10 protein-coding genes are annotated in these 14,228 nt (G+C 74.4%); 4 read left to right on the top strand and 6 right to left on the bottom strand.

Annotated elements, in window-relative coordinates; all coding sequences use genetic code 11:
* Positions 1–63 precede the first annotated feature (63 nt).
* From BLV72_RS41175 to BLV72_RS41165, 3 genes are read left to right on the top strand one after another with little or no spacing between them, the layout of a single operon-like run.
* Positions 64–843, top strand: a complete 780-nt coding sequence (locus BLV72_RS41175; RefSeq protein ID WP_093468876.1) for a LamB/YcsF family protein — start codon at positions 64–66, stop codon at positions 841–843.
* Positions 840–1,508, top strand: coding sequence for a 5-oxoprolinase subunit B family protein (locus BLV72_RS41170; protein ID WP_093468875.1), 669 nt, complete (start codon positions 840–842; stop codon positions 1,506–1,508). Before BLV72_RS41175 ends, BLV72_RS41170 begins: the two co-directional genes overlap by 4 nt.
* Positions 1,505–2,422, top strand: coding sequence for a 5-oxoprolinase subunit C family protein (locus BLV72_RS41165; protein WP_093468873.1), 918 nt, complete (start codon positions 1,505–1,507; stop codon positions 2,420–2,422). The genes BLV72_RS41170 and BLV72_RS41165 overlap by 4 nt, the downstream gene beginning before the upstream one ends.
* Positions 2,423–2,644: 222 nt before the next feature.
* Here the strand turns inward: BLV72_RS41165 and BLV72_RS41160 are convergent, their stop codons facing one another.
* The 6 genes from BLV72_RS41160 to BLV72_RS41135 form a co-directional block, all read right to left on the bottom strand.
* Positions 2,645–2,911 (bottom strand): WhiB family transcriptional regulator, encoded by a 267-nt coding sequence (locus BLV72_RS41160; RefSeq protein ID WP_078645830.1) that lies wholly within the window; start codon positions 2,909–2,911, stop codon positions 2,645–2,647.
* A 205-nt stretch (positions 2,912–3,116) separates the two neighbouring features.
* Entirely contained in the window at positions 3,117–6,737 is a 3,621-nt protein-coding gene (locus tag BLV72_RS41155) for a hydantoinase B/oxoprolinase family protein (protein WP_093468872.1), read from the bottom strand.
* The gene (locus BLV72_RS41150; RefSeq protein WP_093468870.1) at positions 6,734–7,990 is read right to left on the bottom strand and encodes an SGNH/GDSL hydrolase family protein; all 1,257 of its coding nucleotides are present in this window, start codon (positions 7,988–7,990) and stop codon (positions 6,734–6,736) included. Before BLV72_RS41150 ends, BLV72_RS41155 begins: the two co-directional genes overlap by 4 nt.
* On the bottom strand, positions 7,987–9,216 hold the full coding sequence (locus BLV72_RS41145) for a glycosyltransferase (protein WP_093468869.1): 1,230 nt from the start codon (positions 9,214–9,216) through the stop codon (positions 7,987–7,989). The genes BLV72_RS41150 and BLV72_RS41145 overlap by 4 nt, the downstream gene beginning before the upstream one ends.
* Before the next feature lie 211 nt (positions 9,217–9,427).
* The gene (locus BLV72_RS41140) at positions 9,428–10,594 is read right to left on the bottom strand and encodes a glycosyltransferase family 4 protein (RefSeq protein WP_093468867.1); all 1,167 of its coding nucleotides are present in this window, start codon (positions 10,592–10,594) and stop codon (positions 9,428–9,430) included.
* 313 nt (positions 10,595–10,907) lie between these two features.
* Entirely contained in the window at positions 10,908–12,332 is a 1,425-nt protein-coding gene (locus tag BLV72_RS41135; RefSeq protein ID WP_093468866.1) for a hypothetical protein, read from the bottom strand.
* Between the two features lie 314 nt (positions 12,333–12,646).
* Between BLV72_RS41135 and BLV72_RS41130 the strand changes: the two genes are divergently transcribed.
* Complete coding sequence (locus BLV72_RS41130; RefSeq protein WP_093468864.1) at positions 12,647–14,170, top strand: PP2C family protein-serine/threonine phosphatase; 1,524 nt, start codon at positions 12,647–12,649, stop codon at positions 14,168–14,170.
* The last annotated feature ends 58 nt before the right edge of the window (positions 14,171–14,228 follow it).

The raw sequence follows: 14,228 nt of genomic DNA, 5'->3' as shown, positions 1-14,228 counted from the left end.
TCGCTTACCTTGTGGTGCCATCCATAGCCCCTCACGTATCCCCCACGCCCCGAACGGACGGATATGACCGCATCCTTGGCGAACCTGTCCATCGATCTCAACGCCGACCTCGGCGAGGGGTTCGGCCGCTGGGAGCTCACCGACGACGAGGCCCTGCTGTCCATCGTCACCAGCGCCAATGTCGCCTGTGGCTTCCACGCCGGGGACCCCTCGACCATGCGCCGGGTGTGCGAGCTGGCCGCCGAGCACGGGGTGCGCATCGGGGCCCAGGTCTCCTACCGGGATCTGGCCGGTTTCGGCCGGCGCAGCATGGACGTCCCGCCGCGGGAGCTGACCGACGAGATCGCCTATCAGATCGGCGCGCTGGAGATCTTCGCCCGCGCCGCCGGGGCGCGGGTGCACTACGTCAAGCCGCATGGCGCGCTCTACAACCGCAGCGTGCACGACGAGGCGCAGGCCGCCGCCGTGGTCGAGGGCGTCCGGCTGGCCGCCGGGGGGCCGCTGCCGGTGCTGGGGCTGCCCGGGTCCCGGCTGCACGAGGCGGCCCGCGCGGCCGGGCTGCCGGTGATCGCCGAGGCGTTCGCCGACCGCGCCTACACCGCCGCCGGGACCCTCGTACCGCGCGGCGAGCCCGGCGCCGTGGTCCACGACCCGGACACGGTGGTCAAGCGCGCCCTCGGCTTCGCCCGGGACCGCGCGGTGACCTCGATCGACGGACAGCGCCTCGAGGTGGACGTGCGCTCGCTGTGCGTCCACGGCGACACCCCCGGCGCCGCCGACCTCGCCCGCCGGGTGCGCAGCGAGCTGACGGCCGCCGGAGTGCGCGTGGCGGCGTTCACATGACCCTGCGGTCCCTGCCCGTCGGCGAGCACGGGCTGCTCATCGAGGTCGACAGCGGCGAGGCGGCCGAGGCGCTCCACGCCGAGCTGCTGCGCCGCGCCGCCGCGCGGAAGCTGCCCGCCGTACGCGAGATCGTGCCTGCCGCCCGCACCGTGTTTCTCGACGGGCTCGCCGACCCCGGGCGGCTCGCCGCCGAGCTGCCGGGCTGGCGGATACCGCCGCTGGACCGCGGCGACAGCGAGATCGTCGAGGTGTCCGTGCGCTACGACGGGCCGGATCTGGCCGAGGTCGCCAAGCGGTGGGGGGTGACGCCCGAGGAAGCCGTAAGGATCCACTCGGGCACCGAGTTCCGGGTGGCCTTCTGCGGCTTCGCGCCCGGCTTCGGCTATCTGACGGGGCTGCCCGAGCGGTTCCACGTGCCGCGCCATGCGACGCCCAGGACCCGGGTGCCGGTCGGCTCGGTGGCCCTCGCGGGCGGGTACACGGGCGTCTATCCGCGCTCGTCCCCCGGCGGCTGGCAGCTCATCGGCACCACGGACGCCGTGCTGTGGGACACCGCGCGGGAACCGGCGGCGCTCTTCACCCCCGGCACCCGTGTCCGCTTCATCCCGGTACCGGGTACGACGGGTCCGGCACCGGGCCCGCCCCCGGAAGGGACCGCGCCATGACCGACAGCGCCTTCGTCGTCGTCCGGCCGGGAGCCCTGACCACCGTCCAGGACCTGGGCCGCGTCGGCCTTGCCCATCTGGGGGTGCCCCGCTCGGGTGCGCTCGACCAGCCCGCCCACCGGCTCGCCAACCGCCTGGTGGGCAACGCCGAACGGGCCGCGACCCTGGAGACCACGCTGACCGGCTGTGCGGTGCGGCTGCGCCGCCCGGCGACGGTCGCGGTCACCGGCGCGCCCTGCCCGGTCACGGTCGACGGCCGCCCCGCCGCATGGGGAGCGGCCGTACGGGTGCCGGCGGGCGCGCTCCTGGAGGCCGGGGCCGCCGCCCACGGGGTGCGCAGCTATGTGGCGTTCGACGGTGGTGTGGAGGCCGAGCCGGTGCTCGGCAGCCGGGCTACGGATGTGCTCTCCGGGCTGGGCCCGGCGCCGCTCGTGGACGGCGCGGTGCTGCGGCTCGGGGCGCCGGGCGGGCCCGCGCCCGATGTGGACGGGGTGCCGCATCGGGGCGTCGCACCGGAGCTGGTGCTTCCCGTGGTGCTCGGCCCGCGCGACGACTGGTTCACCCCGGCGGGGCTGCGCACCCTCACCACCGGGGACTTCCGGGTCTCGGCCGCGAGCAACCGGATCGGTCTGCGCACCGAGGGCCCTTCGCTGGAGCGGGCGAGGGACGGTGAGCTGGCCAGTGAGGGGATGGCGCTCGGCGCGCTCCAAGTCCCGCCGGACGGACGGCCGGTGCTCTTTCTCGCCGACCATCCGACGACCGGCGGCTACCCGGTGGTGGGCGTCGTGCCGGAGCCGTATCTGGCCGCCGCCGCGCAGGCCGTCCCCGGCACCCCGGTGCGGTTCACCCCGCTGGGCCGGGCCTCCTGGGGACCGCCTGCGCGGCGGACCGGCGCGGGCGGCCTCGGCCATTAACAGGCCCTTGCGCCAGGAGGTGTCCGGCGGGGTGTGAGGCCTGCGGCGGGCTGCTCCCCTCCCCGCCCCTTCCCTCAACTGGGGCTCCACCCCAGACGCCGCTCCTCAAACGCCGGAGGGGCTGGAAGGCGGGGCCTCGCCCCAGGCTCCGCCGCGTGGGCGACCGGCCACGGCACAGCCGCGGAGGAACGGCCGCACCTCGCGGCACTTCCCGCGGAGCGCTCAGCGGGCCCGCCGTGCGCCGACCCGCTCCCTGCGCTGCACCTTGCGGCGCAGGGCGCGGCGCTCCTCCTCGCCGACGCCGCCCCAGACCCCATGGGTCATCCCGGTCTCCAGCGCGTACTCCAGGCATTCCTGGATCACCGGACAGCGGTGGCAGACCTCCTTGGCCCGCGCCTCCTGCTGCTGGGCCGCCGGGCCCGCCACCCCCACCGGGAAGAACAGCTCCGGGTCCTCGTGCGTGCATTCGGCCTTCTGCCACCAGGCCATGGCTGCCCCTTCCGTGAACGACGGTGCTGAAAGTCGCCCGCCGTCGGGCTCACACGCATGGTTCGCGAGCGGGCGCCGCCCGGGAATCATGCGGGCGCGTCCTAGCGGGCTCTGATATGGGTCGGGTTTCCGATCGCGGCGGCGGCAAACGGATCCGAACGCGCCATGCCCCACATCGGGTTTCCTCGGTGAGCCCCAGGTGGCCTCAGCCCGTCCTCGGGGGCGTCCGTTCCGCCGGGCCGTAACCGCCGCCGCCCGGCGTGTGGATGACCAGGATGTCCCCCACCCCGACGTCCGCCGCGTCGCGGCCCTCCAGGCGGTCCACCGTACCGTCGGCGCGCTCGATCAGATTCGCGCCCAGCGCGCCCGCCTCGCCACCCGCCATGCCGTACGGGGGCACCCGGCGGTGGCCGGTGAGGAGGGCGACGGTCATCGGCTCCAGGAAGCGGATGCGGCGGGTGACGCCGTGGCCGCCGCGCCAGTGGCCGCGGCCGCCGCTGTCCCGGCGGATCGCGAAGCTCTCCACCCGCACCGGATAGCGCCACTCCAGCACCTCGGGGTCGGTCAGCCGGGAGTTGGTCATATGGGTCTGTACGGCGTCCGCGCCGTCGAAACCGTCTCCGGCACCGGAGCCGCTGGCGACCGTCTCGTAGTACTGGACGCGGTCATTGCCGAAGGTGACGTTGTTCATCGTGCCGGAGCCCTCGGCCTGGACGCCCAGGGCCGCGTACAGGGCGCCCGTGACGGCCTGGGAGGTCTCGACGTTCCCGGCGACCGTGGCGGCCGGGAAGGCGGGCGCCAGCATCGAGCCCTCGGGGATGCGGACCTCGAGGGGCTTCAGGCAGCCGCTGTTGAGCGGGATGTCCTCGGCGACCAGCGTCCGGAAGACATAGAGCACGGCCGCCATCACCACCGAGCTCGGCGCGTTGTCGTTGCCCGGCCGCTGGGGCGAGGTGCCGGTGAAGTCCAGGAGGGCGCCGCGCGCCGCGCGGTCCACCGTAAGGGTGACGTGGATGACCGCTCCGCTGTCGGTCTCGTAGCGGTACGAGCCGTCGCTGAGGCCGGTCACGATGCGGCGCACGGACTCCTCGGCGTTGTCCTGGACGTGGCCCATATAGGCGTGCACGACATCGAGACCGAACTGCCCGATCATCCGGCGCAGTTCCTGGATGCCCTTCTCGTTGGCGGCGATCTGGGCGCGCAGATCGGCGAGGTTGGCGTCCGGGGCACGGGACGGATACGGCCCGCCGGTCAGCAGTTCACGGGTCTCCCGCTCGCGCAGCGCCCCGTCCCGTACCAGCAGCCAGTTGTCGAAGAGGACGCCCTCCTCCTGGATGGTGCGGCTGAAGGCGGGCATGGAGCCGGGGGTGATACCGCCGATCTCGGCGTGGTGGCCGCGCGAGGCGACGAGGAAGAGCAGTTCGTCCCCGGCCTCGTCGAAGACCGGGCTGACCACGGTGACATCCGGCAGGTGGGTGCCTCCGTGGTACGGGTCGTTGATCGCGTACACATCGCCGGGCCGCATCGTGTCGCCGTTGCGCCGCAGCACCTCCTTGATGGACTCGCCCATGGAGCCCAGGTGCACCGGGATATGCGGGGCGTTGGCGATGAGATTGCCCTCGGCGTCGAACAGGGCGCAGGAGAAGTCGAGCCGCTCCTTGATGTTGACGGAGTGGGCGGTGTGCTCCAGGCGCACGCCCATCTGTTCGGCGATGGCCATGAAGAGGCTGTTGAAGACCTCCAGCATCACGGGGTCCACCTCGGTGCCGACCGCGGTGGTGCTCGGCCGCGGCCGGACCCGGGTGAGCAGCAGATGGCCGGCTTCGCCCGCCGTGGCCTGCCAGCCGGGGTCGACCACGGTGGTGGCGTCCTCCTCGGCGATGATCGCGGGGCCTATGACCCGGTCCGACGGGCGCATACGGTCGCGCTCGTACAGCGCCGTCCGCTGCCATCGCCCTTCCGCGAACATCCTTACGGTCGTCACGGGCGCCAGTTCGCCCTCCCTGGGCGGCCGTTCCACGGCATGGCCGCCGGTGGGTCCGGACGCGCCGACCGCCTCGACCGACACTGCCTCGACGACCAGCGGCTTGTCCATGGTGAAGGCGTAGCGCTCGCGGTGTGCCCGGACGAAGTCCTCGGTCATCGCGGAGACGGAGCCCAGCGGGACGGGAATGCTGGAGTCGGTGCCCGCGTACCGCAGATGGGCCCGGGCGACGGTGTCCAGGGTGTCCTCCGGGACACCGTCCGCGAGCAGTTCGTCGCGGGTCTGGCCGGCCAGCCGCCCACACAGCTCGCGCACACGCGGCAGCGTCTCCTCGCCCAGCTCCGCCTCGACGGCCTGCTCACGCATGGCGGTGGCGTCGGCCACCCCGATGCCGTACGCGGAGAGCACCCCGGCGAGCGGCGGCACGATCACCGTGCCGATGCCGAGCGCGTCGGCGACCGCGCAGGCGTGCTGGCCGCCCGCGCCGCCGAAGCTGGTGAGCGCGTAGCGGGTGACGTCACGGCCGCGCTGTACGGAGATCTTCTTGACCGCGTTGGCCATGTTGAGCACCGCGATGTCCAGGAAGCCCGCCGCGGCCTCCTCCGGTCCGCGCCGGTCGCCGGTCGCCTCCGCGATCTCCTCGGCGAGCGCGGCGAAGCGCTCCCGGACCGTCGCCGCGTCCAGCGGCTGGTCGGCGTGCGGGCCGAAGACCGCGGGGAAGTGGTCCGGCTGGATGCGGCCGAGCATCACATTCGCGTCGGTCACGGTCAGCGGGCCGCCGCGCCGGTAGCAGGCGGGGCCGGGGACGGCCCCGGCCGAGTCCGGCCCCACGCGATAGCGCCGGCCGTCGAAGTGGAGCACCGAACCGCCGCCCGCCGCCACGGTGTGGATGTTCATCATCGGGGCGCGCATCCGCACCCCCGCGACCTCGGTGCCGAAGACCCGCTCGAACTCGCCCGCGTAGTGCGAGACATCGGTCGAGGTGCCGCCCATGTCGAAGCCGATGACGCGGTCGTGTCCGGCCTCGCCGGAGGAACGCGCCATGCCCACCACACCGCCCGCCGGTCCGGACAGCACCGCGTCCTTGCCCCGGAAGTGCGCGGCCTCCCGCAACCCTCCGTTGGACTGCATGAACATCAGCCGGATGCCGCGCAGTTCGGCGGCCACGTCCTCCACATAGCGGCGCAGGATGGGCGAGAGATACGCGTCGACCACGGTGGTGTCGCCGCGTGACACCAGTTTCATCAGCGGGCTGACCTCGTGGGAGCAGCTCACCTGCGGGAAGCCGAGGTCGCGCGCCACCTCGGCGAGGGCCCGTTCGTGGTCGGCGTGCCGATAGCCGTGCAGCAGGACGACGGCGGCGCTGCGGAAGCCGTCGTGGTGGGCGGTGCGCAGCGCCTCGGCGGCGGCGTCGAGGTCCAGGGGGTGGACGACCTCGCCGTGGGCGTCCACCCGCTCGGGAATCTCCACCACCCGGTCGTACAGCGCCTCGGGGAGCAGGATCCGGCGGTCGAAGAGACGGGGGCGGTTCTGGTACGCGATGCGCAGGGCGTCCCGGAAGCCTTCGGTGACGAGGAGGACGGTCGGCTCGCCCTTGCGCTCCAGCAGGGCGTTGGTGGCGACCGTGGTGCCCATCTTGACGACGTCGATCCGGTCGGCCGGGACCGGTTCGCCGGGGCCGAGCCCCAGCGTCTGCCGGATCCCGGCGACAGCGGCGTCGGTATAGCGCCCGGGGTGGTGGGAGAGCAGCTTGCGGGTGATCAGGCGGCCGTCCGGACGCTTGCCGACGACGTCCGTGAAGGTTCCGCCCCGGTCGATCCAGAATTCCCAGCGACCCGTCACCCCGCCATTGTCGCAGCGGGCGGCGGTGTGTCGGCGATGAGCGGGTCGGCGGGCGGGGGAGACGGCGGCGTGGTGGGGACAGGCCGCGGGGCGGCGGACGAGGGCGCGGGCCGCTCGGTGAGTGGGCCGGTGGGCGGATGGGGGAGCAAAGCGGGCGCCGGGCCGCTGGTCACCGCGGTGAGCGCGGCGAGAGTCGCCCGCCGGTCCCGCTCCTCGAGCAGATGGGCGGTGCCCCGGAGGCGGTGCCTCCACTCCAGGGCGGCCAGCGCGACCAGGCCGGGCAGGAGGTCGGTGCAGCGGTCCGCGATCCAGCGGGTGCCGCGGGTCGCCATCCACCACGCGGAGGCCGCGCGCGAGGGCGCGGGGCCGTCGAGCTCCAGGGACGGCGAGGCGCCGGTCGCGACGGACCGGGCGCGCAGGGCGCTGTGGAACTCCCTGGCCAGCAGCCGGTGCCCGAGCTCGCTCGGATGCAGCCGGTCGACGCTCCACGCCCGCCGCTCGGCGACCCAGCCGTGGTCGCCGAGCTCCACATGGACCGCCTCGTACCGCTGGGACAGCGCGTGCACCACAGTGTTCACCGCGCGCATCCGGCGCCCCAGCGGGCGTGCGAGCGCGGACGGCAGCCCCAGCATCCGCCCGGGGTCGGGCAGGCAGGCGGTGAGCACCACGGCGCCGTCGGCGCGCAGCGCGCCGATCGTGCGGTCGAGGGCCTCGGCGACCCGGTGGATGTCGAACGAGTCGCGCAGCGTGTCGTTCCCGCCGACCACGACCGAGGCCAGATGCGGGCGGGCGCGGCGGGCTTCGGCCAATTGCTCATCGGCGACATCGGCGGCCAGCGCCCCGCTGCGGGACACATTGACGAACTCCACCGGCTCATCGGGATGCGGCCCCGTCGCGGCCGCCAGCAGCGCGGCCCAGCCACGCCATCCGCCGCCGGGCGCCGGGTCGCCGAGCCCCTCGGTGAGCGAGTCGCCGAGGGCGGCGAAGCGCAGCCTGCGCGGCTCCGCGCCGTCGCCCGGGCCCGGCGTCGGGCCGGGCGGCCGCCCTGCCGGGTGCGGGGCAGTGGTGGAACCCTGCCCCGCACCTTCCGTCTCTGTCTCCGTCTTCGTCAGGACGGCCTCCTTGAGGACGGCCTCCTTGAGGACGGCCTCCTTGAGGACGGCCTCCTTGAGGACGGTGTCCGTGACGACGGCCTCCGTACGAGACGGTTCCGTACCAGCGCGGTCCCCCGTGTGAGCGCCGGCTGCGCTCACCGCACACCGCCGACTGCCCGGTGCGCCGAGACCGCCGCGGCGGCCGGCAGCGCCGCGGCCGGGACCCGGCCGCCGTCGGCGGACCGGACGCCCTCGGTGGACGCGTCATGGGCGGTCAGGAAGGAGGCGACCGCCGCGGGCCAGCCGTAGCGCTCGGCACGTGCCCGGGCCGCCGCCCGGCGGAGGGGCTCGGAGCGGGCCAGGACGCGCTCCACGGCGTCCGCGAAGGCCGTTCCGTTGTCCGCGGCGGTCTCGCCCGCGGCGCCGACGATGTCGGGCAGTGCGGAGAGCGCGCTGACGACGACGGGCGAACCGCACGCCAGCGCCTCCAGCGCCGCGAGGCCGAAGGTCTCCGCCGGGCCCGGCGCCAGCACGACATCGGCACTGGCCTGGATGGCGGCGAGCCCCGCCCGCTCCGCCACATGACCGAGGAAGGCGGCCGGAAGCCCCTCGGCACGGGCGCGGGCCTCCAGCCGCGGCCGCAGCGGCCCGTCCCCGGCGACCACGAGCGCCGCGGAGACGCCCCGCCGCCGCAGCTCGGCGAGCGCGTCGAGCGCCCGGCCCGGCCGCTTCTCGGGCGAGAGCCGCGAGCACATGGCGAGGAGAACGGCCGCCTCACCACGGTGATGGTCCCGCAGCGCGGCGTCGTGGTGGGAGGGGTGGAAGTGGCCGAGATCCACGCCCAGCGGGGCGCGTACGACATTCCGCGCGCCGATCCGTACAAACTCGCGCGCCGCCCATTCGGTGGTGCAGACGATCCGCGAGTACGCCCGCGCGGTACGGAGGTTGAGCCGGTCCGCGGCGCCCTGGGCGAACCCGTCCGGCACGCCCCAGGTGCGCAGCACGGCGTCCGCGCTCTCGTGGGAGACCATCACGGCCGGTACGCGGGCGCGCCGCGCCCACTCCCCCGTCCAGCGGAGGGTGGTGCGGTCCGACACCTCGAGCCGGTCCGGCCCCAGGCCGTCGAGCAGCCGGGTCAGCCGCCGCCGGTCGGTCAGGACGCGGTAGCCGCCGGTGCCGGGGATGGTCGGCCCGGGCAGCGTGATCACGCGCCCCTGCCGGGTCTGCTCGTCCGAGACCCGCTCGCCCGGCACCACCAGGACGGCCTCGTGTCCGGCCGCCTGATAACCGGCCCCGAGCTCGCGCAGCGCGGTGCGGAGGCCGCCGGAGGCCGGGGTGACGAAGTTGGCCAGCCGGACGATGCGCAGGCCCTTGCCGTCGCTCATGCTGCTCTCTCCTCCCACAGAACTCACGCTGCGCGCCTTTCACTCGCTTCTCCGCCCACGCGGCCCAGAGGCGCGGGCATCGCGACCACATGCCGCCCGGCGGCCACGCGTGCGGCGCTCGTAGCGCACCTTTCACTCGCTTCTCCGCCCACGCGGCCCAGAGGCGCGGGCATCGCGACCACATGCCGCCCGGCGGCCACGCGTGCGGCGCTCATGCCGCGACCGCCGTACGGGCCGCCAGCACCTCGGTGTAGTGGTCGATCAGCTGGTCGCCGATCGCCTCCCAGGTGCGGCCCTCGACCGCCTCCCGGCCGGCGTGCCCCAGTGCCGCGCGCAGCTTCGCGTCGGCCGAGAGCAGCGATACGGCGTCGGTCACCTCGGTCGTGTCCCCGGGCGGCACCAGCAGCCCCGTACGCCCGTGGTCGACGAGGTCGAGCGGGCCGCCCGCCGCGGGTGCGACCACCGGGACGCCGCTGGCCTGGGCCTCCTGCACGGTCTGGCAGAAGGTCTCCTGGGGCCCCGTGTGGGCGAAGACGTCCAGCGACGCGAAGACGCGGGCCAGGTCGTTGCCGGTGCGGCGGCCGAGGAAGCGGGCCCTCGGCATGGCCGCCCGCAGCGCGGGTTCGCTCGGCCCGTCGCCGACCACGACGACCTGGACGCCGGGCAACTGGCTCAGCGGCGCGAGCAGCTCGACGTTCTTCTCCGGGGCGAGGCGGCCGATGTATCCGACGATCAGCTCACCGCCGGGGGCGAGGGAGCGGCGCAGCTCCGGGTCGCGGCGCGAGGGGTGGAAGCGCTCGGTGTCGACCCCGCGCGGCCACAGCCGGATCCGCGGCACGCCGTGCTCCTCGAGATCGCGGGCGGAGGCGGTGGAAGGAGCCAGGGTGCGGTCGGCGGCGGTGTGCACGGCGCGGATGCGCCGCCAGGCCGCGTTCTCGCCCGCGCCGAGGTAGGTGCGGGCGTAGGAGCCGAGGTCGGTCTGGTAAACGGCCACCGCCGGTATCCGCAGCCGGAGCGCGGCGGTCATCCCGCGCGCACCCAGCACGAAGGGGCTGGCGAGGTGGACGACGTCGCTGTGGTGGGAGGTGATGGCGGCGGCGAGCTTACGGCTGGGGAGCGCGACCCGCACCTGCGGGTAGCCGGGCAGGGGCAGGGAGGGGATGCGTATGACGGGGTACGGATGCGAGCGGTCGAGCTCCCCTTGGCTCTCGGGTGGACCGCCGGCCGTGGCGGGCGGTGGACCGCCGGGGGGACCCGCCGGTGCGATGACCAAGGGGTGATGACCACGGCGGTGGAGATGGTCGGCCGTCTGCAGCGTGCAGTGAGCGACGCCGTTGATGTCGGGTGGGAAGGATTCAGTCACGATGGCGACACGCATACCGGTGTTGTCGGCGTACGAAGGGTGGCTCCGGCATCGTGCACGTTTCGCGCCGTAGAACGTCCCATGAGCGTTGGCCTTCGCGCTCCCCGGGCCCTGCTCAGGACCCCGGCGAGATCACGTCAAACCCGCATGAATCCGCCTCAATGAGCGACCGGTCACTCGGCGTGAAACTGTCGCCCGGGTGAACACCCTGTTCGGGCGGCGCGGAGGTACGGAGGGTGACGATCCCTTCACCCTGCCGGGGAAGACGCGTCTGCCGCGCCCGAGGTTGCGCCCCGCGCGAGATCGCGCTCCGGGGCGGCCGGCACCGTCAGAATTCCGGGGTTTCGGGCCCGATGCGGCTGCGGACCGCCGTCTGGACCTCGGCCTCCTCCGCCGGGTCGGCGGCCAGCCGGCGGAGCTGTTCGACGACGCGGGTGTCGGCGGTGGCGGCGTGGCGGGCGGCGAGTTCGCGGGTGCTCTCCTCGCAGTCCCACAGGCATTCGACGGCGAAGCCCGCCGCGAAGGACGGATCGGTGGCGGCCAGCGCGCGGGCGGCGCGGCCGCGCAGGTGGGAGGAGGCCGTCTCGCGGTAGACATGGCGCAGTACGGGCGCGGCGCAGGAGATCGTCAGGCGCCCGGCGCCGTCGACGAGCGTCCACAGGATCTGGGCGTCCGGGCCCTCGGCCCGGACCGTGCGGCGGAGGGCGGCGAGCACGAGCGGGGTGTCGTACTGACCGCCGCGGCAGGAGAGCATCGCGGCCGCCGCGTCACCGAGGGCGTCGGGGCGGTGGGCCCAGACGCGGGCCCGGTCGAGGGCGGAGATACTGCGCATGCGTTCGAAGGCGGAGAGGGCCGCCTGGGAGACCAGCTCCGAGGCATCCGGCTCGGTCACGGCCACCTCGATCAGGTCGAGCACCTCGGGGTCGCCGATCTCCGCGAGATGCCGCAGCGCCGCGGCGCGGGCGGCGTCGGGGGCCGACGCGGCGGCGGCGAGGAGCTCGGGCCGGTCCTCGGGACCGGCGACGGCGGCCAGGCAGCGGGCCGCCGCGTCGGGGCGGCGGGCGTCCGGCTTCAGGTCGTGCTCCCGCTGGGCCCACAGCAGGATGTCGTGGACGCTCCATCCGGGGCGCGGTCCCGAGGGCCGCATCTGGCGCTGCCACCGGTCGAAGGCGCCCTGCTCCGCCGCCGCGCGCACCCGCGGCCCGTGGTGCGGATCGCCGGCCCACAGCCGCCAGGGCCGGGGCTCGTAGGCACCGCGTACGACGGCGGCCAGCTCGGCGTCGCCCTCGGAGGTCTCGGGGAAGCGGGCGAGGACCGCGGGGGCCAGGCCGCGCAGCCCGGGGTCGTCGTCGCGCAGGGCCAGCTCGTCGAGGGCCCATTCCCAGTTGCTGCCGGCCGCGGTGTAGCGGCGCAGCAGCCGCAGGGCGTCGGCCCGGCCGTAGGCGGCGAGGTGGCCGAGGACGGAGAGGGCGAGCCCGGTGCGCGCCTCGTCGTCGTTGACCAGGTCGTCGGGGTGGAACAGATGCTGTTCGATTTCGTCGAGCTCGGCGTCGAGGTCCAGACAGAGCCTGGCGTAATAGAGCGAGCGGTTCTCGACCTGCCAGTCACGGCGGGGGTCGCGCAGCACACAGTGGTGCAGTGCCGCGAGCGCCTCGGCCCGCGGCGCGGCGAGGGCATGCAGGGTCCCGTCGCCGCGGCCTCGCTGAAGGAGGCCGAGCAGGGTGCCGCTGGGCGCTATGTCTGGATCGAACATGAGGTCAGCATCCGGTGCGGGAGGTTCGCTGGCAACGGGATTTCCGTCGATCGGCATTCTTGCCGATGTCCTGGCGCCGTATGCCTGATGAACGGCGTGGGACTGAGGGACTCCCGAGCGCCGCAGCCTACCCGGAATCGCGCCCTCCGCCGACTCCCCGCCGATATGGCCCCGGAAGGCCATCGGCATATGCCGCAAGCACCACCGGATCGGGTATTGCCAAACCGCTTACGGGATGTCGCAGCCTGTGCAAGAGTCGTTACCGGTCCCTCCCCTCAAGACCCGGCCGCGCCGCGCCCGTATCGGAGAACGTCATGCCGTCCCCCCGCTCCGCGGACCATCCCGCCGTTCCACCTCCCCAGCGTGACACGGTCGACGCCCTCATCTCGCAGACCCAGCGGCTCCGCGGCGGGCTTGACGCCGTCCGCCGCGACACCGTCGCGGACCTGGGCGGTACGGATGACGCGCAGGTGCGCTGGCAGCGTGCGCTGTGCGAGCTCGCCGTCCACCAGCTGGACGATCTGGACCGGCATCTGGGCGAGCTGCGCGAGGGACTGCTCGCCGATCCCCCCAGAACGGACGAGGGGACCGAAGCCGACGCGACGGAGACGGGGACGGAAGCCGACGCGGGGGCGGCGGCCGAGGCCCCGGCCGAAAGTGATGGCACCGGGCGCGGTTCGCTGTTGAGCCGGGTCGGCAGCGCCGAGTGGAACCTCCTCTCCGACGAGGTGACCTGGTCCGACGAGCTGTGCCGGATCTTCGGCCGCGACCCGGCGGACGGCGGGCTCACCCTCGACGAGTTGCCCTCCTGGGTCTTCTCCGAGGACCAGCCGATCCTGACCGCGATGGTCACGGACTGCCTGGTGGACGGAAAGCCGATCGACGGCGAGTTCCGCGTCGTGCGCGCGGACGAAGTGGTGCGGACCGTCCATATGGCGGGCGAGCCGGTGCTCGACACCGACGGCAGCACCGCCTCCATGTGGGCCGTGCTCCGGGACGTGAGCGAGCTGCGCCGCAGCGAACGGGCGGTGCGCGAAAGCCGGGACACCCTCAGCCACCAGCGGCGGATCGCGCGGACCGAGCGCCGGCTGGCGGTGGAGGTGCAGGAGGCCGTGCTGCCGCCGTGGCGCGGCTCCCTCCGGCTTCCGTCCGGTGACGGCTTTCCGGGCACCGCCCCGGCGGCCGACGGCGCCGCCCTCGACATCGCCGCCCACTATCTCCCCTCCGAGTCCAGCGCCCAGATCGGCGGCGACTGGTACGACGCGCTCGAGCTGCCGGACGGACGGACCCTGCTGAGCGTCGGCGGTCTCACCGGCCATGGCGTGACCGCGACCTGCGGTATGGCCATGCTGCTGGGCGCGGTGCGCGGCATGGCGGTGGCCGGGATCGAGCCGGGCCCGCTGATGGGGCGGCTCAACCAGCTGCTCGCCGTCTCCTCCCAGCCCGCGCTGGTCGGCGCCGCCTGCGGGCAGTACGACCCGCGCACCCGCACCCTGGTGTGGGCACAGGCCGGGCACCCCGCCCCGCTGCTCTTCCGCGACGGGACGGGGCGCCCGCTGCGCTCTCCCGACGGCGTGCTGCTCGGCGCCACCACGGGCGCCACGTATACCCAGTCCGGGGAGCGGCTGGAGCCGGGCGATCTGCTGGTGCTGCACACCGGACGGCTCGCCCAGGACGCCGAGGGCGCCACCGAGCGGCTGCTCGCGCTCGCGCCACGGCTGACCGCCGCCCATGGCGCACAGGAGTGCGTACGGACCGTGGCCGAGGCGTTCGGCGACGAGCCACGCGAGAACGACGCCTGTGTGCTGATCGCCAGGGTCACCGGTGCCCGCCCATGACGCGGCTTCCCGCGTCGGCGTGGCACGGCGATCGGCCCTCGTAAGGCGCGGTGATCGG

The sequence above is a fragment of the Streptomyces melanosporofaciens genome (genome assembly GCF_900105695.1).
Taxonomy (GTDB): domain Bacteria; phylum Actinomycetota; class Actinomycetes; order Streptomycetales; family Streptomycetaceae; genus Streptomyces; species Streptomyces antimycoticus.
This window is presented reverse-complemented; position numbering and strand designations above follow the sequence as displayed.

Bases quoted from the DNA above. Each gene is read 5' to 3' on its own strand.
- BLV72_RS41175 (WP_093468876.1), top strand. From the start codon at position 64: ATGACCGCATCCTTGGCGAACCTGTCCATCGATCTCAACGCCGACCTC.
- BLV72_RS41170 (WP_093468875.1), top strand. From the start codon at position 840: ATGACCCTGCGGTCCCTGCCCGTCGGCGAGCACGGGCTGCTCATCGAG.
- BLV72_RS41165 (WP_093468873.1), top strand. From the start codon at position 1,505: ATGACCGACAGCGCCTTCGTCGTCGTCCGGCCGGGAGCCCTGACCACC.
- BLV72_RS41160 (WP_078645830.1), bottom strand. From the start codon at position 2,911: ATGGCCTGGTGGCAGAAGGCCGAATGCACGCACGAGGACCCGGAGCTG.
- BLV72_RS41145 (WP_093468869.1), bottom strand. From the start codon at position 9,216: ATGAGCGACGGCAAGGGCCTGCGCATCGTCCGGCTGGCCAACTTCGTC.
- BLV72_RS41140 (WP_093468867.1), bottom strand. From the start codon at position 10,594: ATGCGTGTCGCCATCGTGACTGAATCCTTCCCACCCGACATCAACGGC.
- BLV72_RS41135 (WP_093468866.1), bottom strand. From the start codon at position 12,332: ATGTTCGATCCAGACATAGCGCCCAGCGGCACCCTGCTCGGCCTCCTT.
- BLV72_RS41130 (WP_093468864.1), top strand. From the start codon at position 12,647: ATGCCGTCCCCCCGCTCCGCGGACCATCCCGCCGTTCCACCTCCCCAG.